Source organism: Bradyrhizobium centrolobii (assembly GCF_001641635.1).
In the GTDB taxonomy this organism is placed as follows: Bacteria; Pseudomonadota; Alphaproteobacteria; order Rhizobiales; family Xanthobacteraceae; genus Bradyrhizobium; species Bradyrhizobium centrolobii.
This window is the reverse complement of the sequence record NZ_LUUB01000061.1, coordinates 62,242-86,317: the sequence shown is the minus strand read 5'-3', so window position 1 is coordinate 86,317 and position 24,076 is coordinate 62,242. Positions and strand designations below refer to the sequence as shown.

Below are 24,076 nucleotides of genomic sequence, written 5' to 3'. Positions count from 1 at the left end.
GTCGAGCACCACATGGGCCTCGTGATGTCGATCGCCGATCACGTCGTCGCCTTGAACTTCGGCAAGAAGCTCGCGGAAGGCACGCCTGCCCAGGTGCAGGCGGATCCCGACGTCATCAAGGCCTATCTCGGGAGCAAGGACCAATGACGACGCTGCTTAACGTCAAGGACCTGCGCGCCTATTACGGCCAGGTCCAGGCGCTCCACGGCCTGTCCTTCTCGCTCAACGAGGGCTCGCTGACGACGCTGCTCGGGGCCAACGGTGCCGGCAAGACCACGACGCTGCGCGCGATCTGCAACATGGTGCGCTCCACCGGTGCGATCGAGTTCGACGGCAAGCCGCTGAACAACCGCTCGACGGAAAGCATCGTGCGATTCGGCATCGCCCACGTCCCGCAGGGGCGCGGCACCTTCACCAACATGACGGTGGAGGAAAACCTCCAGTTGGGGGCCATCACCCGCAAGGACAATACCGGCATCGTCTCGGACATCGAGCGCATGTACGCGCATTTCCCGGTGCTGAAGCAGCGCCACACCCAGCAGGCCGGCACGCTGTCCGGCGGCGAACAGCAGATGCTGGCAGTCGCGCGCGCGCTGATGCTGCGGCCGCGGCTGATGCTCCTGGACGAACCTTCCTTCGGGCTCGCGCCGCTGGTCGTGCGCGACCTGTTCAGGATCCTCGGCAAGATCAACCGCGAGGACAAGGTGTCGATCCTGGTGGTCGAGCAGAACGCGCAGCTCGCGCTCGAGCTCGCCGACCAGGCCTATGTGATCGAGACCGGCCGCATCGTGATGTCGGGAAATGCCAAGGACATCGCGAACAACGAAGAAATCCGCAAATCCTACCTGGGTTACTGAGGAGCGGCACGATGGAGCTATTCACCAACCAGGTGCTGGCCGGGATTGCCACCGGCGCGATCTACGCCTGCATGGCGCTCGCCGTGGTGATGATCTACCAGGCGATCGACCATCTCAACTTCGCGCAAGGCGAGATGGCGATGTTCTCGACCTTCATCTCCTGGCAGCTGATGCAATGGGGCGTGCCGTACTGGGCCGCCTTCGTCATCACGCTGGCGCTCTCCTTCGTCGGCGGCATCGCGATCGAGCGCATCCTGTTCAAGCCGCTCGCCAAGGCGCCGGTGCTGACCAACGTCGCCGGCTTCATCGCCCTGTTCGCGATCATCAACTCCTCGGCCGGCCTGATCTGGGACTTCACCATCAAGCAGTATCCGACCCCGTTCGGCTCGGCGCCGTTCCTCGGCAGCCAGCTGATCTCGACCCACCAGGCCGGCATGATCGGCGTCACCCTGCTGCTGCTGGTCGGGCTCTACTTCTTCTTCCAGTACACGCGCATCGGTCTTGCGATGCGGGCCGCGGCCTCGCTGCCTGAATCGGCCCGTCTCGTCGGCATCAACACCAGCTGGATGATCGCGCTCGGCTGGGGCATGGCGGCGGCGATCGGCTCGATCGCCGGCATGCTGATCGCGCCCGTCGTGTTCCTCGAGCCCAACATGATGGGCGGCGTCCTGATCTACGGCTTCGCCGCCGCGGTGCTCGGCGGATTGTCGAGCCCGTTCGGCGCCGTGGTCGGCGGCTTCCTCGTCGGCATCTTCGAGAACCTCGCCGGCACCTACATCCCCGGCGTCGGCAATGAGCTGAAACTCCCGATCGCGCTCGCGCTGATCATCTCCGTCCTGGTCGTCAAACCCGCTGGTCTGTTCGGCCGGCACATCGTCAAGCGAGTTTGATCATGAGCGCTGCAGAAGAAGTCGTTGCAGAAGGCCACCAGGCGGTCGAGGCCGTTCCGAAGCGAGCCATGACGCTGGGCACCGGCACCTCGCTGGCGGTGCTCGCGGTGCTGCTCGTCGCACCCGTCTTCGTCAAGAACTTCATCATCTTCCAGATGACGATGCTCCTGATCTACGGGCTCGCGGTGCTGGCGCTGAACATCCTCACCGGCGGCTCGGGCCAGTTCTCGCTGGGCCAGAGCGCGTTCTACGCCGTCGGGGCCTACACCACCGCGGTGCTGATGGAGCACTTCAACGTCAACTACGCGCTGACGCTGCCGATCGCCGGCGTGGTCTGCTTCGCCTTCGGCTTCCTGTTCGGCCAGCCGGCGCTGCGGCTCTCCGGCGTCTATCTCGCGCTTGCGACCTTCGCGCTTGCTACCGCCATGCCGCAGCTGCTTAAGCTCAACTTCCTCGAGCACTGGACCGGCGGCGTGCAGGGCCTCGTCGTCACCAAACCGGACGCGCCGTTCGGCCTGCCGATCTCGCAGGACATGTGGCTCTACTACTTCACGCTCGTCGTCACGATCGCGATCTACATTTTCTCGGTGAACCTCTTGCGCTCCCGCTCGGGCCGCGCCTTCATGGCGATCCGCGACAACGAGATCGCAGCCTCCGCAATGGGCGTCGACGTCGCGCTGTACAAGACGCTGGCCTTCGGTGTATCGGCCGCCATCACCGGCATCGCCGGCTCGCTCGGCGCCATCGCGGTGCAGTTCGTCGCGCCCGACAGCTACACCATCACGCTCGCGATCTCGCTGTTCCTCGGCATGGTCGTCGGCGGCGTCGGCTGGCTGCCCGGATCGATCGTCGGCGCCGCCTTCATCATCTTCGTGCCGAACATCGCCGAGGGCATCTCCAAGGGCCTCTCCGGCGCGGTGTTCGGCGTGCTCCTGTTCCTCGTCATCTACCTCGTGCCGCACGGCGCAAGACAGATCGCGATCGCCAGCAAGAGCGGATCGTAAACAACAAAAAGCAGATGAAACCCAAGCAAGGAGCCAAGAGAAATGATTGCAAGGACACTACGGCCTGCCCTTCTCGCGATGGCGATCACCGCGTTCGCCACGGGCGCAGCACTCGCCCAAAAGAAATACGACGCCGGCGCAAGCGATACCGAGATCAGAATCGGCAATACGTCGCCCTATAGCGGTCCAGCATCGTCCTACGGCGTGATCGGGAAAACGGAAGAAGCGTTTTTCAAGATGATCAACGACAAGGGGGGCATCAACGGCCGGAAGATCAAGTTCATCAGCTATGACGACGGCTACTCGCCGCCCAAGACAGTCGAACAGGTTCGCAAACTCGTCGAGAGTGACGAAGTGTTGCTCGTGTTTAGTTCGATAGGCACTCCAACTAATTCGGCGATCCAGAAATATCTCAATTCCCAAAAGGTCCCGCAACTCTTCGTCGCAAGCGGCGCCAAAAAGTGGGACGATCCGAATAACTTCCCCTGGACCATGGGTTTTCTATTGGACTTCCAAACCGAGGCCCAAATCTATGCCAAGTGGCTGATGAAGGAGAAGCCGGACGCCAAGATCGGGATTCTCTATCAGAACGATGATTTCGGAAAGGAGTACCTGAGGGGCGTCAAGGACGGACTCGGTGCCAAGGCCTCGTCCATGATCATGATGGAGGAGAGCTATGAGGTGTCCGAGCCATCGATCGACTCGCACATTATTAAGCTCAAGGCCGCCAATCCCGACGTGCTGATGATTTTTGCGACGATCAAGTCCGGCGCGCAAGCCATCAAGAGAACGGCTGAGCTCGGCTGGAAACCGCTCCAGATCATCAATAACGGAGCATCTTTCGTCAGCAGCGTCATGAAGCCGGCGGGGTTCGAGAATGCGCAGGGCGTGCTGTCCGCGGCCTACGCCAAGGACGGCGCCGATCCGCAATGGAACGACGATCCGGGAATGAAACGGGTGTACGAGTTCCTGGACAAGTACATGCCGGGTGCCGACAAGACCGATGGCGGCATCATCCACGGTTACGGGGTATCTCAGACGCTGGTCAAGGTTCTCGAAATGTGTGGTGACGATCTCACGCGCGCCAATGTCATGAAGCAGGCGGCGAGCCTGAGGGACTATGCACCCGACACCCTGCTGCCCGGCGTGAAGATCAACACGAGCTCGACCTCTTATGCTCCGATCACTCAGCTCCGCATGCAACGTTTCAAGGGCGATAAATGGGAGCTTTTTGGCGACCTTCTCAGCAGAGACGCTCAACGCGAGTAGTGTGCGTCCTTAGCCAGTGATCCGGGCAGGATCCCTGTGGTGCTTTCCAAGGCTCGAGTCTGTGCAAACCTGACTGCACGGACTCGAGTGTCTCAGCTTGCGCGTCAGGTCCGGCCGGATCGAGGCAATAGAGTGGTCGGCTTATTCGTTCAGACCGGGAAATAGTCAATTGCGCTGTGCGCATTTTTCGGATGACCTCTCAAGACTAAGCTCGGCTCACTTACACGAACGAAAAAACAGGTTGGGAGGATATTGTGTTTCTAGGCGGCGGCGCCGATGCGCGCGCATCGGTGGGCAGAGAGAGTCCTGTCTCGGGACATCCAAGCAAGCCCTTTGTCATTGCTCTTCGGCGGTTCCTTGCCGTGGCTCGCTCCAGCAAGAGCCGAAATTCAAGCGTGTTCGATGGAGCTCGCGACCGGCACTCCTTGGGAGTAGCGCTATGATCGGTGGTCGCTCGGCCTTACGCGTGGAAGAGAAGGAACTGGTCGCCGAAGGCATCTGCAAGCTCCGTCTGGTTGAGCCGCGTGGCATGCGCCTCCCGGATTGGGCACCCGGCGCACATATCGACCTCAACCTTTCAAATGGCCTGACCCGTCAGTACTCGCTCTGCGGAAATCGCTGGGACGCGATGTCATACGAGATTGCCGTGCTGTTGGAGCAGAACAGCCGCGGCGGATCTGAGTTCATCCACCGGCAGTTGCAGGTCGGCGACCTTGTGCAGATGGGTGGGCCACGCAACAATTTCAGGCTCGTCCCCGCGGATCACTATCTCTTCGTCGCCGGGGGAATTGGCATCACGCCACTGCTCCCGATGATCGAGCAGGCAGCCATGATGGAAGTGCCGTGGACCTTGCTCTACGGTGGCCGGCGACTGTCGTCGATGGCATTCATCGACCGGCTGCGACCGCATGGTGATCGAGCCGTGATTGCCTCTCGGGAGACACAAGGCCGCCTTGACCTTGCTGCCGCTGTCTCGAACTTGCCGCGGGGAGCCAAGGTCTATTGCTGCGGACCGACATCGATGGTCGACGCACTTGAGCAGATTTGCAGTGTTCTTCCCCCCGGTTCACTCCGAAGGGAGCGTTTCTCTGCGAAGATACATCCGGGCCCTGTCCGCTCCACTGCATACGAGGTCGAACTCGCACGCAGCGGGAAGGTGCTGACCGTTAAGCCAGGTGAAAGCGTACTCGACGCCGTGCTCAAAGCTGGCGCACCACTGCTTGCCTCTTGCCGCGAGGGGCTGTGCGGGACCTGTGAGACCGCGGTTCTCTGCGGAGTTCCCGATCATCGGGACTCGATCCTGAGTGATGCGGAGCGGGAGCGCAACGCGTCGTTCTATCCCTGTGTATCGAGGTCGGCCTCGGACCGGCTCGTGATCGATCTCTGAGCTTCCAAGGAGGACCGACATGGCGTCACTGAGCCAAGCAATCCCGACCATCGGGCGCGAGCCGCCCGTCCTTGCCGGCGACCCGTTCAGCGAAGCGGTGCTGACCAGCCCGTTCGAATTCCAGCACGCGCTCCGCGAGGCGGGACCCGTCGCCTACCTGTCCAGCTACAACGTCTACGCAATGGGCCGCTATAATGAAGTGCGCGCGGCGCTGGTCAACTGGCAGGGTTTCGAGTCCGGCAACGGCGTTGGACTGTTCAACCCACGCAACGAGACGCCGTACCGTCGTCCGCCCAGCGCTATCCTCGAACTCGATCCCCCGACCCACGATGCGCCCCGGCACGCGCTCGAACAGGCGCTCGGTCCTCGCATGCTGACGGGGTTCAGGGATGGTTGGGCGCGTACCGCCGAGATCATGGTCGACCAACTTCTGAAGCGCGAGGTGATAGACGCGGTATCAGACCTTGCGGAGGCGTTCCCCTTGAAGGTATTCCCCGAAGCTATGGGCATACCGGAGGAGGGGCGTGAGAACCTGCTGGTCTATTCGGACCACAACTTCAACTCCTTCGGACCCAACAACGCGCTCGTCGAGAAGGGCAGGAAGGCTTTCACCGACTTGGTCGGATGGATGGGTAAGCAGGGCAGCCGCGAGTCGCTTCGTCCCGACGGTCTGGGGGCCCGCATCTGGGCGAAGACCGATGAGGGGGATCTCACGGCGGCACAAGCGGGGGGAGTCATCAGGTCTCTGCTCATCGCTGGACTGGACACGACGGTGCATGCGCTCGGCGCCATCATCGACGCATTTTTGTCCTCGCCGGAGCAATGGCAGCTCCTGCGCGCGGAGCCGACGCGTGCGCGAGTCGCGTTCGATGAAGCCATTCGCTGGGCATCGCCGGTCCAGACATTCTTCCGCACGGCCACCCGTGACGTAGTTGTCGCCGACACGAAGATACCCGAAGGTGAAAAGATACTGATGTTCCTCGGCGCGGCGAACCGGGATCCGCGACGCTGGGACAATCCTGACCACTTCGATCTAAATCGCGACCCGTCAGGTCACGTCGGGTTCGGAATGGGAATTCATCATTGCGTCGGGCAGCATGTTGCACGGCTGGAAGCAGAGGTCGTGCTGCACGAACTCGCACGACGGGTCGCTCGAATCGAACCCGCAGGTGAGCCGAAACCGCATCTGAACAACACCTTGAGAGGATGGAAGACGCTGCCCGTGCGCCTCATCGCGGGATAAAGGGGAGCGTGGCAATACGCCGATCGCAGGGAGCTGATGCGGAGCAGGCGTGGCCCGACGCTGCAATTGGGAATTCACCATCGACTCGTGACCCCTCCTCCCGGGGCACCTGCGGCGGGTGGCAGGCTTCCGGCCGCTGCCCGCCGCTTTTTCTTGGAGCCGAACGCTGCGTATCCCTCAGTGTCGTCCGCTAGGAGGTTGTGCTTGCCGGCGAGACACCAATCACCGTTTCCGGCTCCATTTCGGTCGATGCCCTGCGCGGTCTTCGCGCCAAACTTGTCGGCTTCTCTCGCAATCTTTCAGGAAGCCGCGTGCTTGCTTGGCGACGCCGCTAGACCGCGCAACTCTCGTCACCTCTGCTCGGATCGAACTCGTCCTTCAGTCCGAGCTCAATGAGCTCGCGCACGGCATGCCGCAGCACGCCGGTGCCCACAATCACATATGTGATCTTTGCGTTTTCGCGGTGCGAAGGCAGTATAAAACGGCTCCGCAAGCACTAAGGTCTGGCTCACCCTCAGCTTTGATTGCCCTTCTGGAACATGCGGGAGCAAAGAAAGATGACTCTCATCTCGCGAATGGCGCGGATCGCGCCTGTGTCGGTGGCCTTGATGATTGCCGCGACGTCTGTCAGCGCGCAAAAGAAATACGACATCGGTGCTACGGATGCTGAAATCAAGATCGGCAACATCATGCCCTATTCCGGAGCGGCGTCGGCCGGGGGCGCCATCGGTCGGGCTGAGGCGGCGTACTTCGCGATGATAAATGGCGCTGGCGGGATCGGCGGACGCAAGATCGACTTCATTACCTATGACGATGCTTATAGCCCTCCAAAGGTCGTGGAACAGGCGCGAAAGCTCGTTGAGGGGGACGAGGTGTTGTTCATGTTCTCGCCATTTGGCACACCCTCGAATTCGGCGATCCAGAAATATCTCAACGCAAAGAAGGTGCCCCAGCTATTCGTGTTCTCGGGTGCCTCGAGATTTGCGGCCCCTGAGAAATTTCCGTGGACCATGATGGGGTGGCTGCCCACGTATCGGCTCGAGGCGAGCATCCACGCCAAATACCTTCTGAAAGAGAAGCCGCAGGCTAAGATCGGCGTGCTCTACCAGAATGACGACGGCGGTAAGGATTATCTGAAAGGTTTGAAGGAGGCTCTTGGCGATAAGGCCAGTTCCATGATCGTGGCTGAAGAGAGCTTCGATGTCGCTGAGCCCACGATCGATACCCATATCGCAAAGCTCAAGGCGTCGGGCGCGGACACACTGATTGACCTGGCGTCGCCAAAATTTGCAGCGCAGGCAATCAAGAGAGTTGCAGCCTTCGATTGGCGGCCCCTGCATATTGTCGCCAGCTTTTCCAGGTCGTTGGGGGGCGTGGTCAAGCCGGCGGGACTTGATAACGCTCAGGGCATCATCTCGGCCACCATTGCAAAGGATCCGGAAGATAGGCGTTGGGATAACGATCCTGGCATGAACGCGTACAATGAATTCCTGACGAAGGCGTTCCCGGAGGGCGACAGGCGCGACTCCAACTCCCTGATTGGCTACGGCTTGGCACAAATGATCATCCAAGTGCTGAAGCAGTGCGGTGACGACCTCACGCGCGAGAATGTCATGAAGCAAGCGACGAACCTGAAGGACTTTCGCAGCGAGGTGCTGTTGCCGGGCATCAAAATGAACACCTCGCCGACCAACTATACGCCAGTCAGTCAGATGCAAATGACGCGCCTCAATGGCGCGGGATGGGAGCCGGTCGGCGACGTCATCTCTGGCGACGTACGATAATAGTCTGGAGAAGGCTGCATGAGCGTTGCTGTGCCAGAGTCGAGGGGAAGCCGAGGCCCTTGCGCCGGTCGTCTGAAGGACAACGTGGCTTTGATCACCGGCGCGGGCGCCGGAATTGGTCGAATGGTGTCGCTTCTGTTCGCCGAGGCCGGCGCCAAGGTGCTGGGCAGCGACGTGAACGCAGCCGGGCTGGACGAGACAGCGCGCCTGGCGTCGGAACGTGGCCTGTCAATCGATGTCGCGACCCTCGACGCCTCATCCGAGGCGCAAACCAACGATTGGGTCGCGGAGGCGGTGCGCAAGCATCGACGTGTGGATGTGCTCTACAACAATGCAGCCGCCGTGCGGATGGCGGCGTTCTCGGAAATGACGGCACGACAGTGGCAGGACACGTTGCGCCTCGAATTGGACGTCGTGTTCTTCCCCACCAAGGCGGTCTGGCCGCACATGGTCGCTCAGCAAGGCGGGTCGATCATCAATATAGCGTCCGTTGCCGGGATGCTCGGCGGTGAAGGGACGGGGGCTTCCGCGCATGCGGCCGGCAAGGGCGGTGTGATAGCGCTGACGAGGCAACTCGCAACGGAAGGTGCACCGCATTGGATCCGGGTGAACTCCATCGCACCGGGGCCCATCCTGACGGAGACCCTCCGGCCGCGCTATGAAACCGACGCGCGCTTCCGGGCCCAATTCGATGACACTCCGGCCTTGGCACGGACCGGATATCCGATCGACGTCGCCTATGCGGGACTGTTCCTTGCGTCGGACGAAGCCTTGTACATCACCGGAATCAACTTGCCGGTCGATGGAGGGAAAACCTGCAAGAGCGGCCCCATGGTGAGCCGGTCGACGGAGGCTTAAAGGAACCGATTGCCGTCCAAGGCGCAGTGTCTTGCGTATCGCTGCGAAATGGCGTCGGCCTCGCGTGGCGAGGACGCGGCGCACGCTTGCCGCGCGCTTTTCGTCTCGTCGGCTGCAGCGTGCGGTTGATCCTCACTCTGCCGCCGCCACGGACATTCGGCTATTCTCGAGCTCTGCCGTCAGTCGCGCTGTCTCAGCCGCGGCCTGTTTGACGCTGGCTTCCTTGACATGGCCAAAGCCGCGGATCTTTTCCGGTACGCGAGCGAGGCGCGCGAGCAGGGTAATTTGCTGCGCCTTGAGCCCGACAATCCGCTGGTCGATCATCGCCAGATAGTCCGCGATGAGTTGGCGCTCGGTCCTGCGCTCCTCGGTGCGGCAGAATGGATCGAAGGCGGTGCCGCGCAGGAACTTCAGCCTGGCGAGCAGACGGAAGACGTAGATCATCCAACCGCCGAATTCCTGCTTTTGCGGGCGGCCGGTAGCTTTATCACGGCGCGCGAGGATTGGCGGCGCAAGGTTGAACTTCAAGGTAAAGTCGCCGTCGAACTTTTCCGATAGTTTCTTTGCGAAGCTGCCGTCGGTGTAGAGCCGCGCGACCTCGTACTCGTCCTTGTAGGCCATCAACTTGAACAGAGTTTTTGCCACCGCTTCGGTGAGCTCCGTGGAAGAGGGCAGAGCGTCGGTCTCGGCCTTGCGGACCTTGGCGACCGCCGCGACGTAACGGTTCGCGTAGGCCTGGTCCTGGTATCCGGTCAAGAATTCCGCGCGCGTTGCAATGATCTCGTCGAGCGACTTGATCGGTGCGGAAGTACGGCTCTTGAATTGCAGGACGCTGCGCACGCGCGAGGCGTCGTGCGCAGCGAGCCGGCCCCAGGTGAAGGCGAGCTTGTTCATCTCGACCGCCGTGCCGTTGATCTCGAAGGCGCGGAGCAGCGCCTCAAGCGAGAGCGGAATCGCGCCCATCTGGAAGGCGAAGCCGAGAATGAAAGGATTTGTCGCGATGCTGTCGCCCATCAGCGCCGCGGCCATCCCGGTAGCATCGAGGATCTGAAGATTGTTGTCGCCGATCGCCATACGGAGCGCGTCCTGCATCGCGTCCGTCTCGAAATCCAGGTCGGGGTTTTGGACGAAGCTGGCGGTCGGCTGGACGTCGGCGTTGATGTAGGCCTTGGTCTTGCCGCGCTCGGCGCGGCTGAGCGCGGTCGGACCCGCCGAGACAACCATGTCGCAGCCAAGGATCACGTCGGCGCCACCCTTGGTGATACGAACGGCAGAAATGTCTTCCGGCCGCGATGCGATGCGCACATGACTCATCACGGCGCCGTTCTTCTGCGACAGACCGGTGAAATCCAGGGTCGAGCAGCCTTTGCCGTCGACATGCGCAGCCATGCCAAGCAACGCGCCGACCGTGATGACGCCGGTGCCGCCGACGCCGGTGACGAGAATATTGTAGGGCTTGTCCAGGGGTGGCGTGGTCGGCAAGGGCAAGTCTGCAAACAACTTGCCGGAGTCGACCGCGGAGTTCTTCGGCCGTTTCAGTGACCCGCCGTGCACGGTGACGAAGCTTGGGCAAAAACCCTCGACGCAGGAGTAATCCTTGTTGCAGTTCGACTGGTCGATCTGGCGCTTGCGGCCGAACTCGGTTTCGAGGGGCTGCACCGAGACGCAGTTCGACACCTGCGAACAGTCACCGCAGCCTTCGCAGACGAGGTCATTGATGAAGACGCGCTTGGGCGGGTCCGGATAAAGCCCGCGCTTGCGGCGCCGGCGCTTCTCTGCTGCACAGGTCTGGTCGTAGATCAGGACCGTGAGCCCCTGAATGTCTCGCAGCTCGCGCTGTAGCGCGTCCATCTCGCGGCGGTGATGCACGGTCGCGCCCGAGGGGAAGAAGCCAGCGGGATACTTGCCGGGATCGTCGGAGACGATCACAAGACGCTTGATGCCTTCGGCCCAGACCTGGTGGGCGATCTGCGCCACGTTGAAACCGCCCTCGGCCGGCTGGCCGCCGGTCATGGCGACCGCGTCGTTATAGAGGATCTTGTAGGTGATGTTGATGCCGGAGGCCACCGCTGCGCGCAGCGCGAGCAGTCCCGAATGGGTATAGGTGCCGTCGCCGAGATTTTGGAAGATATGTTTTTCGTTCGTGAATGGCGCCTGTCCGATCCAGTTGGCGCCTTCGGCGCCCATGTGTGTCATGGTTGCGGTACGCCGCGAGGGCATTGCCATCGCCATGCCGTGGCAGCCGATGCCCGCCAGGGCACGGCTGTCTTCCGGCACACGCGTCGAGGTGTTGTGCGGGCAGCCCGAGCAGAAGAACGGCGTGCGCGACACCGTAATGGGTGCCGACCCCGCGATGGGCTTCTCGAAGCTTTCGAGCCGCGCCAGCCGCTGTTCGAGCAGCGGGCTTCGATGGCCGAGGCGTCGTAGCCGCGACACGAGCGCGGCCGCCACCATGGTCGGCGTCAGCTCACCGTCGCTCGGCAGGAGCGGCGCGCCGTCTTCGTCACGCTTGCCGGCGATCGAGGGACGTTTCGAAGCATCCAAATGGTAGAGAATGCGCATTAACTGCTCTTCGATGAAGCCGCGCTTCTCCTCGACCACGAGCACGTCCTGAAGGCCCTCGGCAAAGAGTCGTGCACCGCTCTCCTCCAGCGGCCAGGTCAGCGCCACCTTGTAGATGCGTAAGCCCAGTTCCTGCGCGTCCTCATCGCTGATGCCGAGATCGGCGAGCGCCTGGCGCAAGTCGAGATAGGCCTTGCCGGTGGCGAGAATGCCGAGCCGCGCGGGCTTCGAATCGAGCACAATGCGATCGAGCTTGTTGGCACGCGCGAAAGCCTGCACCGCGGCCATCTTCGGTCCGAACAGGCGCTTCTCTGCTTCGAGCGGCGGATCGGGCCAGCGGATGTTGAGCCCTCCCGGCGGCATCTCGAAGTCATCGGGCAACCTGATCTGGATGCGAGCGGGGTCGCTGTCGATCGAGGCCGAGCTCTCCACCGTCTCGCCGATTGCCTTGAAGCCGACCCAGGTGCCCGCGAAGCGCGACAGCGCAAAGCCGTAGAGACCGAGGTCGAGATAGTCCTGCAAGGTCGCGGGATTGATCACGGGGATCAGCGCTGCCGCAAACACCTGCTCGCTCTGCTGCGCCATCGTCGAGGACACGCCACCATGATCGTCGCCTGCGACCGCCAGTACGCCGCCGTGCCGCGAGGTGCCGGCCGAGTTGGCATGCTTGAGTGCATCGACCGAGCGATCGACGCCGGGTCCCTTGCCGTACCAGATGCCGAACACGCCATCGACCTTGGAGCCCGGGAACAGGCCGAGCTGCTGACTGCCCCACACCGCAGTGGCCGCCAGATCCTCATTCAGGCCGGGGACGAAGGCGATGTCATGCTGTTGCAGAAAGGATTTCGCGCGCCACAGCGCCTGATCGTAGGTGCCAAGCGGCGAACCACGATAGCCCGAGATGAAGCCACCGGTGTTGAGTTGTTCCAGCCGGTCGCGTTCGCGCTGTAACATGGGCAATCGGACGAGGGCCTGCGTGCCGGACAGATAGATCCGCTTAGATTCCAGTCGGTATTTGTCGTCCAGCTCGACCTGCATCAGCGTCATCCGGCGCTCCCTTCATAGCTGCCGTTCGGCCTCAAGCAGTTGCGCGATGGACGCAACCTGAAAGCCTCGGCATCATGCGAAATTGCGCGGAGCCGAGCTGAGGCACAAGGAGAAGGGGACGACCGGAATCAACTATTACATATGTGATTGGCCGGCGAGAGGGGGCGCGGTGCTCTACGATATGTTTCCGAGCCAGCGCCGCATGACGTCGACAATTTGAAGTCGCTTGGGCTCGATGCGCTCGATCGGCCCACCGACACCGATCGCAAGCAAGCTGTGCTTGCCTAAAGGCGGAACAAGCATGCCTATCGTGCTGACGCCCGGAGTCGTGAGGCCCTTGGTCTCCGAGTAGCCGCGCTGGCGGATGGCCTCGATCTCTTGCATAAAGGCCGTTTCGCGGAAGTTCGGCGGGACCTTTGGCGCTTCGGCGTTGTTGCGTCGCACGATCGCGCAGATCTGGCTGTTGGACTTGCAGCTCAGAAGAACCTGTCCAAGCGCCGTGCGGGACATCGGCCGGATTTCTCCCGCATTCACCATAAACTGGATAGCATGCATTCCGGGTAGGACATGAAGGTATTGCATCGCTGCACCGACCTGTTGCCCGAGCATGACGGTTTCTCCGGTACGGGCCTGAAGCATGTCCATGACGCGAGTAATGCGTGTGTCGCCGAAACGGGCGTTCTGAATCCAATCTCCCAGCAATGCGACGCGATAGCTGGGCAGAAATCGCCGGGTCTCGCTATCGTATTCAAGATAGTTCAGTGAGACGAGGGTCTTCAGCAGGACAGAGGTGCTGGATTGCGGCATTGAGAGCGCGGAGGACAGCTCCGCGACCGAAGCAGAGGCCTTGGTGCGCCGGAAGTGCTCCAGCAGCGCAAGGGTGCGCATCGCGGATTTGATCGGTGCGGTGTGAAGTTTACGGGGTCGTGGCACTTCTGGTAAACGTCCGGTTCGAGCCTGCAATCACATATGTGATCTTCACGTTCTTGCCATGTCAACTGGTATGAAACCGGCTCACATGTATTAAGCTTTGGTTGATCTGGCGATGACATCGTGAGTCAGACGGGGATGGGAGCAAAGATGCCTGGCCGTACCATGTTCCAGAAGATATGGGACGATCACGTTGTCGCCGATCTCGGAGACAATGTCTTTCTGCTGCACATCGATCGTCACATCCTGCACGACCTTGGAGGGCCGGGAGGAATACTCAGTGTCAAGCAACGTGGACTGCGCATCCGCAATCCCGAGCTGACCTTCGCAACCCCTGATCATGCCATTTCCAGTGCCCGAGGGCGCGCCGGCACCTCCGAAGTTGGAATCCGCCTTCTGGAGGGCCTGCGCTCCGGTACGCGTTCGGCCGGCATACGCCTCTTCGACGTCGGTGAAGTCGGGCAAGGGATCGTTCATGTCATTGGGCCGGAGCTTGGGCTGACGCTGCCGGGCGCGCTCCTCGTTTGCGGCGACAGCCACACCTGCACTCACGGCGGGATCGGAGCCATGGCGTTCGGAATCGGAACGACGGAGTTAACGCATGTGCTTGCGACGCAAACGCTGGTGCAGCCGCGACCGAAGACGATGCGCATCCACCTCGAGGGCGAAATGGCTGTGGGCGTGACGGCGAAGGATCTGATCCTGCACCTGATTGGAACGGTCGGTGTCGGCGGAGGCTCTGGATACGCGGTGGAGTATGCTGGCAGTGCCATCCGAAGCATGGGAATCGAAGAGCGCTTGACGGTTTGCAATCTGTCGATCGAGCTGGGTGCCAAGATTGGCATGATCGCGCCCGATGAAAAGACCTTCGCCTATCTGAAGGGGCGCAAGTTTGCGCCGGCCGGAGAGCTGTGGGGTCGTGCGACCGCCTATTGGCGAACCCTCCCGTCGGATGTTAACGCAGAGTTTGATCGCGAGGTGGAGATCCAGGTCGGCAACGTCGCGCCTCATGTTACCTGGGGCACCAGCCCGGAACAGGTGCTGCCGGTCGACGGCTTGATCCCGGACATGGCCGACGTAACGGATGTCGGCAAGCGTGAGGCCGCCGTCGCGGCGCTGAAGTACATGGGGCTTCAGCCTGGCAAGCCGATCATCGGTACGCCCGTCGACTGGGTCTTTATCGGTTCCTGCGCCAACAGCCGGCTTTCCGACCTCCGATCGGCGGCCGAGGTCGCGCGCGGGCGCAAGGTGGCATCGAGTGTGCGGGCCTGGGTTGTGCCGGGCTCTGAATCCGTCAAGCGTCAAGCGGAGGCCGAAGGTCTCGACGCCGTCTTTAGAAGTGCAGGCTTCGAATGGCGCGAGCCCGGGTGCTCGATGTGCCTTGCAGCGAATGGCGAGACCGTTCCAGCCGGCCAGCGCTCGGTCTCCACCTCAAACCGCAACTTTGTGGGCCGTCAGGGGCCCGGAGCGCGCACTCATCTCGCGAGCCCGGCAACGGCTGCTGCCGCGGCCATTGCCGGGCATATCGCCGACGTCCGGAAGCTAGGGAACTGAGATGAAGCCATTTATCGCGCTGTCCGCCACGGCAGCCCCGTTCCTCCATGACAATATCGACACCGACGTCATCATTCGGGTCGAGAGGCTTGTCGGATTGACGGGGCACGGGGATTTGGGGCCCTGGTGTTTCGAAGCCCTTCGTTATTTGCCCGACGGTTCTGAGAATCCGGATTTCATTCTCAACCAGGAGCCTTATCGCAAATCGGAAGTTCTGCTGGCCGGCGCGAATTTCGGCTGCGGATCTTCGCGCGAGGGAGCCGTGTGGGCCATGATGGGAATGGGCCTGAAGGCAGTGCTGGCGCCGAGTTTTGGGCAAATCTTCTATAACAATTGCTTCCAGAACGGCATGCTGCCGGTCGTGCTGCCTCGCACGTCGATCGAAGAGATCATCTCCGAGCTAAGGCCGGACACCGGAATGACGTCGGTGACGGTCGATCTTGAGCGCCAGCTCGTGGTGTCTCCCGGTGGCAGGGAATATGTTTTTGAGACGCCACCTCTGCGGCGGCAGGCTCTGCTGAAAGGGCTCGAGGCGGACGACCTCAGCCTCACCCTCAAGCGTGAAGCAGCCATAGCGGCTCATCAGGCGCACGATCGCCAGCGCCGGCCGTGGATCTATGAGTCCGTGGAGGTACAGTCGTGACACGTTCTGACAGCCGGAGTATTGCAGTCGTTGGCGGAGACGGAATCGGTCCGGAGGTGACCGCGCAAGGCCGGCGCATCCTGGCGCTGATCGCCGAGAAGCGCTCGCTTCCGATAACACTAACGGATGGGGACTACGGCATAGAGGCCTATGAAAAGCGCGGCCGGATGTGGCCCGAGTCGACCCGCATTGCCATGGCCGAAGCCGACGCCGTCCTGTTCGGAGCAATCGGCGGCACATCATATCCTTTGCCCCCCAAGTTACATAAGACGGACAGCTTGCTTGCAGTGCGTCGCAGCCTCGATGTCTTCGTCAATCTGCGACCGGTCAAGACTTCGCCAGCGCTGTATGAGGCGTCGTCCCTCAAACCGCGCGTGCTCGAAGGCGTCGACTTGATTATCGTGCGCGAGCTTCTTGGCGGTATCTACTTTGGCGAACCGCGGGGTGTCGAAACGCTTCCAGGTGGCGAACGGCGCGGCGTCAACACCCATATCTACACGTCTTCGCAAATTCAGCGTGTTGCGCGCGCCGCATTCGATATTGCGCGCACGCGAAAGGGGCGAGTGTGCTCCGTTGCGAAGGAAAACGTGATGGAGGCTGGCCAGCTTTGGCGTGAAGAAGTTCAGGCGATTCACGATGCTCGATATCCCGACGTGGAGCTGAGCCATATGCTCGTAGACCATTGCGCGATGCAATTGGTGCGAGCGCCTGCACAATTCGACGTACTTCTCACCGACAACCTGTTTGGCGATATCCTCTCGGATTCCGCCGCAATGGTCACCGGCTCCCTGGGAATGCTGCCATCGGCCTCGCTCGGGGTTGTTCGCGAAGACGGACGGCGCGGAGCCCTCTACGAGCCGGTGCATGGCAGCGCTCCCGACATCGCAGGCAAGGACCTGGCAAATCCGATCGGCTCGATCCTGAGTGTCGCCATGATGCTTCGCTTCTCGCTCGGCATGCCGAAAGAAGCGGATCTGGTCGAACGCGCCGTTTCCGATGCGCTTGAATCCGGTGCGCGCACTGCCGACATTGCAATCGGCCGCAAGTATATCTCGACGGTCGAGATGGGGGATGCCGTAGCATCGAAGCTGGCATCGCTCTTGAACTGACCATCCTGAGTGAGGCACTCGCGACAAAGGGCTCCACGCTGGTCGACATCGCAGTCGATGAGACGATGACGGATCTCTTCAATTCGTCCAAGGTTGACCGGTCAATGGTCGACCGATTGGGCTTCGACAATCTCTCACGGCCGGGAGATGTGTACCATTCGGTTCCATTTACTTCCTCTGTACTCTTCGCTAAATCTTTGTGCAGACACGGATCCATCTTGCTCCATGAATCCTGTCCGAACGAACGTCATCGAGGTGCAGGAATGGAGAAGGCGACAAGGGCGAAGGCTCCCCAGAGAGTCGTCCGAACCGGCCGTCCGCCCAAGGAGCTGGCCGCCGAAGTCGACGAGCGGATTCTCAATGCTGCGCGTGAGCTGTTCCTGGCTCGTGGGCTTGCCGGCGTCAGTGTCGCGGAGATCGCGAGCCTTGCTCATGCGAGCAAGGGAACGATCTACGCGCGCTTCCCCACCAAGGAGGCTCTGTTCGCTGCGATCGCGATCCGTAACTCGGAAATAGTGCGGCAGGGATACGAGAACGCGTCATCGCTGGGCGATACAATCGAGGAGCGCCTTACGGCTCTGGCGAGTGAGATACTCAAGCACGTGCTAGCCGCCGACAGCATCGATTTCATGCGACTGGCCGCTGCCGAAGCGCGCCGCTTTCCCGATCTGGCCAAGGTTGGGCGCATGATGCGCGAGCGCGGCACCCATCACGCTGCCACCATCTTGCGCGATGTGACCCAATCGACGCAGGACAGACTGTATGCCGCCTTCGCGCCGGAACGTCTGACCAGAACCGCCCAATTCTTCCTCGATCTCGTGGTCGCGCCGCTGCTGCTGCGGGCGGTGATGGGCGAAGATCCCAAGTCGCTGAGACCGCAGATTCGCACGCATGTAGCGGAGAGCGTTTCGTTCTTCCTGACAGCCTGTCGGAGCGGCGAGGCCGTTCGATAGCCAGCGGCACTGCTCGTCGTCGTCGAACGCCATATTTCTCCACACCCGAAGCCGCGGAATGATCCTCCGCATCGATGTGGCGTGGGCGCCGTCCGGAGCGGCGTTCTGCGCGTCTCACGTTTCAATCCCGGAATAGAACGTCACGGTACGGTTATTTGACAGGTCGGATCGCTGACGCTATCGGTACCGAACCGTACGGTTCTATTACTGGGCGAAAAAGAGCATCATCTTGAGAAGACTGGGGAATTTCGCGGGGCGGCGGGCCGAACGCTGCATTTGTGCGTCGATGGTTAAGTGCGCTAGTCTTTCGGCCAGCGTCGCCGTGCCGGCTTTTCTACTCGCCTCTTGTGCGGTCGGGCCGAATTTCGTCGCGCCCGACGCTCCGGCCGCGAGTCGCTACACGCGTGAGCCTCAACTCGCCTCGACAGAGAGCACCAGGACGCCAAGTGGCAACTCGCAATCCTTCTCGCCCGGAAGCGACGTCTCGGGCGTCTGGTGGACACTTTTCCGCTCGCGGAAGCTGACGGGATTCGTCGACGAAGCGGTTCGCAATCATCCGGACATCCAATCCGCCGAATTCGCCCTGCGAGCCGCCCGCGAGAACGTGCTCGCCGAGCAGGGAGCCTTGTTTCCCCAAGTGAGCGGAACTGGCTCAGCGGCGCGTGAGCAGGCGCCGCTCTACAAGCTCTTCAATACGTCGGTCAGCGTGTCCTATGCGCTCGATCTCTGGGGCGGCACGCGCCGGCAGGTCGAAGCGCTCGAGGCGCAGGCTGACTACCAGGCGTTCAAGCTGGAGGCGACCTATTTGGCGCTGACCGCCAACGTCATCACGGCCGCGATCACCGACGCCTCGCTGCGCGACCAGATCTCCGCGACCGAGGACATCGTCAAGGCCGAGACGGATCAGCTCGCGCGCATCCAGCACCAGTTCGAGATCGGCGCCGTCTCCAAGTCCGACGTGCTGGCACAGGAGTCGACCCTCGCGCAGGCCAGGGCGACGCTGCCTCCGCTCCAGAAACAATTGGCGCAGCAGCGCAATCAACTGATGGCCTATCTCGGGCGGTTGCCGAGCGAAGACCGCGGCGAGCATGTAACCCTTGCCGAGCTGCGCCTGCCGAGTCGGCTGCCGGTGACCTTGCCTTCGGAGCTGGTCCGCCAGCGACCGGACATCCGTCAGGCCGAGGCGACGCTGCACCAGGCGACCGCGACCGTCGGCGTCGGTGTCGCAAATCTTCTCCCGCAGGTCACGCTCTCGGGCAGCTACGGCGCAAGTGGGACGGGCAAGCTGTTTTCGCCGGGCACCATCGCCTGGGACGCAACGTCCTCCGTCACGCAGAAGCTGATCGACGGCGGCACGCTCTATCACACCAAGGAGGCCGATGTTGCGCTCTTCGAGCAGAACATGGCCGCCTACAAGAGCACGGTGATGTCAGCTTTCCAGAACGTCGCGGATTCGCTGCGCGCGATCCAGTACGACGCGGCGACACTGAAGGCGCAGGCCGAGGCCGAGAAGGCCGCATCGGACAGCCTGTCCATGTCGATCGAGCAGTTCAAGACCGGTGCGGTTCCCTACGCCAACGTCATCACCGCCCAGCAATCCTACCTCAATGCGCGCATCGCGCGCATCAAGGCGCAAGCCGCGCGCTTCTCGGACACCGCGGCGCTGTTCCAGGCGCTCGGCGGCGGCTGGTGGAACAGGGCCGATCTGACGGCCGATGCCTCGCCCCGCGTCAACCCCGGCTATTTCGCCGGTCCCAACCGTTCAACCCAGGAAGCGGTGCGATGACCAAGCGCATGACGATCATGCTGGCCGTGATGGCCGTTCTGTTCGGCGGCCTCTATGGCTTCCAGACCTTCAAGGACGTGATGATCCGGAAGGCGATCGGTGCCATGGCGAATCCGCCGCAGACCGTCTCCACCGTGGTTGCGTCAACCGCGCCGTGGCGATCGACGCTTTCATCAGTCGCCTCGCTGCGCGCCGTGAACGGCGCCGATCTGGCGCTCCAGGCTTCCGGGATCGTGCAGCGCATCCAGTTCAACTCCGGAGACGAGGTCGCGGAGGGACAGCCTCTGCTCCAGCTGGTGGCGACCGACGACGCCGCCAAATTACAGTCGCTGCAGGCCACCGCCGAGAACTACGCGATCGTGCTCAAGCGCGACGAGGAGCAGATCAAGTTCAACGCGGTCAGCCAGGCCACGCTCGACAGCGACCGAGCCAGTCTGAAGAACGCCAGGGCTCTGGTCGAGCAGCAGAAGGCGATCGTCGAGCAGAAAACACTCAGGGCGCCTTTCGCCGGTCGGCTCGGGATCAGGGCCGTCGACATCGGCCAGTTCCTGAGCGCCGGCACCACCATCGTCACCCTTCAGAGCCTCGATCCGATCTACGTCGATTTCTATCTGCCACAGCAGGCGTTGGCCTCGATCAATATCGGGCAGGATGTCACCGCGACGGTGGACGCTTTTCCCGATGAACGCTTCACGGGGCGCATCTCGGCGATCAATGCCAAGGTCGATAGCGGCAGCCGCAACGTCCAGGTCCGGGCAACCATCGCAAACAATCCGCCGCGCCTGCTGCCCGGTATGTTCGCCAAGGTGGAAATCGACATCGGCAAGCCCGAACAGATCGTCACCCTTCCGTTCACGGCAATTGTCAACAACGCCTATGGTGACCTCGTCTACGTCGTCGACAATCTGCATGACGGGCAGGGCGCTGCGCGGCAGATGTTCGTCAAGACCCGGCCGGCAAAGGGCGACCGCATCGCCGTCACCGACGGGATCAAGCCCGGCGAGAGCGTCGTGATCGCGGGCCAGATCAAGCTTCGTAACGGCAGCCCGGTCAGGATCGACAATTCCCACGTGCCGCTCGCCGAGGCGGCGCCGACCGTCGCCGACCAGTAAACGACGCGCGAGCCAAGAGCAGATACGATGCGTTTCACGGACATCTTCATCCGCCGCCCGGTGCTGGCCATCGTGGTCAGCGCGCTGATCCTCGTCCTTGGATTGCGGTCGATGACCTCGTTGTCGATCCTGCAATATCCGCGCACCCAGAACGCCATCGTCACTGTGACGACTGCCTATGCCGGCGCGGATTCCGATATCATCGCCGGCTTCATCACGACGCCGCTGGAGAATGCCATCGCCCAGGCCAACGGCATCGACTACATGAACTCCAGCAGCATCACGGGCACCAGCACCATCACGGTGAACCTGCGGTTGAACTACGACTCCGGCAAGGCGATGACGGAGATCAATGCCAAGGTCAACTCGGTCCTCAACCAGCTTCCAACCGGCGCCCAGCAGCCGACGCTGACCCTCAAGGTCGGCCAGACCATCGACGCGATGTACGTCGGGTTCGCGAGCGACGTACTGGCCCCCAACCAGATTACCGACTATCTCACGCGCGTGGTGCAGCCGCGTCTACAGGCCGTGCCGGGCGTGCAGACAGCGGAGCTGCTCGGCGGCAAGAAGTTCGCGCTGCGTGCCTGGCTCGATGCCGACAAGCTCGCCGGCTATGGGCTGACGGCCAGCGATGTCTCTACCGCGCTGTCAGGCAACGACTACATCGCCGGTCTCGGTTCGACGCGGGGGCGCCTTGTCCAGGTCGACCTGTCGGCCACGACCAACCTTCATTCGCTGGAGCAGTACCGCAACCTCGTCGTCAAGCAGGTGAACGGCGCCATCATCCGCCTGAAGGACGTCGCGAACGTGACGCTAGGCAACGACGACTACGACAGCTCGGCGAAGTTCAACGGCAAGACCGCCGTCTATCTCGGTATCCAGGTCGCGCCGACCGCCAACCTGCTCGACGTCATCAAGGGGGTGAAAGCGGCCCTCCCGGACATCAGCGCGAACCTGCCGAACGGCATCGTCAGCGAAATTCTCTACGACTCGACCGAGTTCGTGAACAGCTCGATCGACGAGGTCGTCCACTCGCTGGTCGAGGCGGTCGTCATCGTGACCATCGTCGTCTTTCTGTTCCTCGGCTCCTGGCGGTCGGTCCTGATCCCGGTGATCGCGATTCCGCTGTCGCTGATCGGCACCTTCGCCCTGATGCTGCTGATGGGCTTTTCGATCAACCTGCTGACGCTGCTGGCTCTCGTGCTGGCGATCGGGCTCGTGGTCGACGATGCCATCATCGTGGTCGAGAGCGTGCATCGCCTGATCGACCAGGGGGAGACGCCGGTCGAGGCGGCGATCCAGTCGGCGAGGGCGCTCGGCAGCCCTATCCTCGCGATGACCGTGGTCCTGATCGCGGTGTACGTCCCGGTCGGCTTCCAGGGCGGGCTCACCGGCGCCTTGTTCACCGAGTTCGCCTTCACGCTGGCGGGCGCGGTCACCGTGTCGGCGGTCATTGCACTGACGCTGTCCCCGATGAACTCTGCCTGGCTGCTGCGACGGACGGAGCGGGATGCCACAAATTGGGAGGCGCGCCTGGTGCGCAGGATCGACCATGTGCTGGAATGGCTGACCGCCGCCTATCGCCGCCGGCTCGAATCCGTCTTCGCCACCAAATCCGTGGTGATGGTTTTTGCGTTGCTGCTGCTCGCCGGGATTCCCTGGCTCTATGCGAATTCCCAGAGCGAGCTTGCGCCGGACGAAGATCAGGGCGTGGTGCTGACGCTGACCAATTCGGCGCCTTCGGCAACGGCCGAGCAGCGCCTGTTCTATGGCCAGCAGCTCTACGATCTCATAGCCAAGCGGCCCGAGACCAGCGTGGTCTTCCAGATCGACACGCCCTCGCAGGCGATCGGCGGCTGGGTGCTCAAGCCTTGGGACAAGCGGACTGCGACGACCAAGACGCTACAGCCCGAATTGCAGGGCCTGCTCAACGGCATTGCCGGCACGCGCTCGGTGGCCTTCCAGCCGTCGCCGCTGCCGGGCAGCAACGGTCTGCCGATCCAGTTCGTGATCGGCACGACCGGTTCGTTCAACGAGCTGGACGAGGTCGCCCGGAACTTCATGGCCGAGGCGCTCAAGACTGGACAGTTCATCTTCCTGGACAACGACCTCAAGATCGACAAGCCGAAGAGCACCGTAGTGTTCGACCGTGACAAAACTGGCGACCTTGGACTGAAGATGAGCGATCTCGGCGGCGCGCTAGCAGCCATGCTGGGCGGGAACTACGTCGGGTATTTCAGCCTCGACGGCCGCTCCTACAAGGTAATTCCGCAGGTCCGCCAGAACGACCGCCTGACGACCGAGCAACTCCTGAGCTATCAGATCCGCACCAGCAACAACACGATGGTGCCGCTGGCGACGGTTGCCCATCTCGACAACAAGACCGTTCCGCAGGCGCTCAACCATTTCCAGCAGATCAACGCCGCGACCCTTTCCGGCGTGGCGATGCCGGGGGTCGCGATGGGGGATGCGCTGGCGACCTTGAAGAGCCTCGCAAAATCCCTTCCGGCCGGCTACTCGGTCGACTTCGCGGGCGCCTCCCGGCAGCTCGAGCTGGAATCGGGTGGCTTCATCGCCACGTTCCTGTTCGCGCTGATCATCATCTATCTTGCGCTCGCCGCTCTCTTCAACAGCTTCGTTGATCCCGTCATCATCCTGATCTCGGTCCCGATGTCGCTCGCCGGCGCGCTGATCTTCATCAGCGTTGGCCTCGGCGGCGCCAGCATCAACATCTACACTCAGGTCGGTCTCGTCACTCTGATGGGTCTCGTCAGCAAGCACGGCATCCTGATGGTCGAGGTGGCGAACGAGCTGCGCGCCGAGGGGAAGAGCCGCTCCGAGGCTATCATCGAGGCTGCGACGATCAGGCTTCGGCCGATCCTGATGACGACGGCTGCCATGGTGCTCGGCGTCCTGCCGTTGGTCACGGCGAGCGGCGCGGGCGCGGTCTCCCGCTACAATATGGGCCTTGTGATCGCCACCGGCCTTTCGATCGGAACGCTGTTCACGCTGTTCGTGGTGCCGGTCGCCTACGCGCTCATCGCACATCGTGGCGAGGCAAGCGTGGCCCGACGTACGAACTGAGTTT

At 62.2% G+C, this 24,076-nt stretch carries 18 protein-coding genes; 16 read left to right on the top strand and 2 right to left on the bottom strand.

From position 1 onward, the window contains the following. From AYJ54_RS47445 to AYJ54_RS19080, 9 genes are all read left to right on the top strand, one after another. The coding region (locus AYJ54_RS47445; protein WP_488226328.1) for an ABC transporter ATP-binding protein C-terminal domain-containing protein at nucleotides 1-147 on the top strand (147 nt) is incomplete at its 5' end. Further along, nucleotides 144-857 (top strand): ABC transporter ATP-binding protein, encoded by a 714-nt coding sequence (locus tag AYJ54_RS19115; RefSeq protein WP_063696176.1) that lies wholly within the window; start codon nucleotides 144-146, stop codon nucleotides 855-857. The genes AYJ54_RS47445 and AYJ54_RS19115, both read left to right, overlap by 4 nt. A gap of 11 nt (nucleotides 858-868) precedes the next feature. Beyond that, complete coding sequence (locus AYJ54_RS19110; protein ID WP_063696177.1) at nucleotides 869-1,747, top strand: branched-chain amino acid ABC transporter permease; 879 nt, start codon at nucleotides 869-871, stop codon at nucleotides 1,745-1,747. Between the two features lie 2 nt (nucleotides 1,748-1,749). Next, nucleotides 1,750-2,751, top strand: coding sequence for a branched-chain amino acid ABC transporter permease (locus tag AYJ54_RS19105; protein ID WP_063701063.1), 1,002 nt, complete (start codon nucleotides 1,750-1,752; stop codon nucleotides 2,749-2,751). Between the two features lie 78 nt (nucleotides 2,752-2,829). Further along, nucleotides 2,830-4,020: an ABC transporter substrate-binding protein gene (locus tag AYJ54_RS19100; RefSeq protein WP_245329077.1), complete on the top strand. Its 1,191-nt coding sequence runs from the start codon at nucleotides 2,830-2,832 to the stop codon at nucleotides 4,018-4,020. A gap of 439 nt (nucleotides 4,021-4,459) precedes the next feature. Beyond that, nucleotides 4,460-5,407 carry a PDR/VanB family oxidoreductase gene (locus AYJ54_RS19095; RefSeq protein ID WP_063701060.1) on the top strand — a complete coding sequence of 316 codons (948 nt, stop codon included), beginning with the start codon at nucleotides 4,460-4,462 and terminating at the stop codon, nucleotides 5,405-5,407. 19 nt (nucleotides 5,408-5,426) lie between these two features. Continuing rightward, nucleotides 5,427-6,650, top strand: a complete 1,224-nt coding sequence (locus AYJ54_RS19090) for a cytochrome P450 (protein ID WP_063701058.1) — start codon at nucleotides 5,427-5,429, stop codon at nucleotides 6,648-6,650. 557 nt (nucleotides 6,651-7,207) lie between these two features. Further along, nucleotides 7,208-8,434, top strand: a complete 1,227-nt coding sequence (locus AYJ54_RS19085; RefSeq protein ID WP_063701077.1) for an ABC transporter substrate-binding protein — start codon at nucleotides 7,208-7,210, stop codon at nucleotides 8,432-8,434. A gap of 84 nt (nucleotides 8,435-8,518) precedes the next feature. Then, on the top strand, nucleotides 8,519-9,292 hold the full coding sequence (locus tag AYJ54_RS19080; protein WP_161491881.1) for an SDR family NAD(P)-dependent oxidoreductase: 774 nt from the start codon (nucleotides 8,519-8,521) through the stop codon (nucleotides 9,290-9,292). A gap of 132 nt (nucleotides 9,293-9,424) precedes the next feature. Here the strand turns inward: AYJ54_RS19080 and AYJ54_RS19075 are convergent, their stop codons facing one another. Together AYJ54_RS19075 and AYJ54_RS19070 are read right to left on the bottom strand one after the other, a co-directional pair. Then, nucleotides 9,425-12,901, bottom strand: coding sequence for an indolepyruvate ferredoxin oxidoreductase family protein (locus AYJ54_RS19075; protein WP_063701054.1), 3,477 nt, complete (start codon nucleotides 12,899-12,901; stop codon nucleotides 9,425-9,427). Nucleotides 12,902-13,075: 174 nt separating this feature from the next. Further along, a complete protein-coding gene (locus tag AYJ54_RS19070) occupies nucleotides 13,076-13,789 on the bottom strand; it encodes an IclR family transcriptional regulator (RefSeq protein ID WP_245329076.1) in 714 nt (237 codons plus the stop codon). Between the two features lie 180 nt (nucleotides 13,790-13,969). On the opposite strand from AYJ54_RS19070, the gene leuC reads away from it, so the two are divergent. From leuC to AYJ54_RS19035, 7 genes are all read left to right on the top strand, one after another. Next, entirely contained in the window at nucleotides 13,970-15,385 is a 1,416-nt protein-coding gene (gene leuC / locus AYJ54_RS19065) for a 3-isopropylmalate dehydratase large subunit (RefSeq protein ID WP_063701051.1), read from the top strand. Nucleotide 15,386: 1 nt separating this feature from the next. Next, nucleotides 15,387-16,028, top strand: coding sequence for a 3-isopropylmalate dehydratase small subunit (gene leuD, locus AYJ54_RS19060; protein ID WP_063701049.1), 642 nt, complete (start codon nucleotides 15,387-15,389; stop codon nucleotides 16,026-16,028). After that, a complete protein-coding gene (gene leuB, locus AYJ54_RS19055; RefSeq protein WP_063701048.1) occupies nucleotides 16,025-17,137 on the top strand; it encodes a 3-isopropylmalate dehydrogenase in 1,113 nt (370 codons plus the stop codon). The genes leuD and leuB overlap by 4 nt, the downstream gene beginning before the upstream one ends. Before the next feature lie 65 nt (nucleotides 17,138-17,202). Continuing rightward, on the top strand, nucleotides 17,203-18,090 hold the full coding sequence (locus AYJ54_RS19050; protein WP_082905740.1) for a TetR/AcrR family transcriptional regulator: 888 nt from the start codon (nucleotides 17,203-17,205) through the stop codon (nucleotides 18,088-18,090). Nucleotides 18,091-18,376: 286 nt separating this feature from the next. After that, nucleotides 18,377-19,876 carry an efflux transporter outer membrane subunit gene (locus AYJ54_RS19045; protein ID WP_063701044.1) on the top strand — a complete coding sequence of 500 codons (1,500 nt, stop codon included), beginning with the start codon at nucleotides 18,377-18,379 and terminating at the stop codon, nucleotides 19,874-19,876. Beyond that, nucleotides 19,873-20,988, top strand: a complete 1,116-nt coding sequence (locus AYJ54_RS19040; protein WP_063701043.1) for an efflux RND transporter periplasmic adaptor subunit — start codon at nucleotides 19,873-19,875, stop codon at nucleotides 20,986-20,988. The genes AYJ54_RS19045 and AYJ54_RS19040 overlap by 4 nt, the downstream gene beginning before the upstream one ends. 27 nt (nucleotides 20,989-21,015) lie before the next feature. Further along, on the top strand, nucleotides 21,016-24,072 hold the full coding sequence (locus tag AYJ54_RS19035) for an efflux RND transporter permease subunit (RefSeq protein WP_063701041.1): 3,057 nt from the start codon (nucleotides 21,016-21,018) through the stop codon (nucleotides 24,070-24,072). Nucleotides 24,073-24,076: the final 4 nt, after the last annotated feature.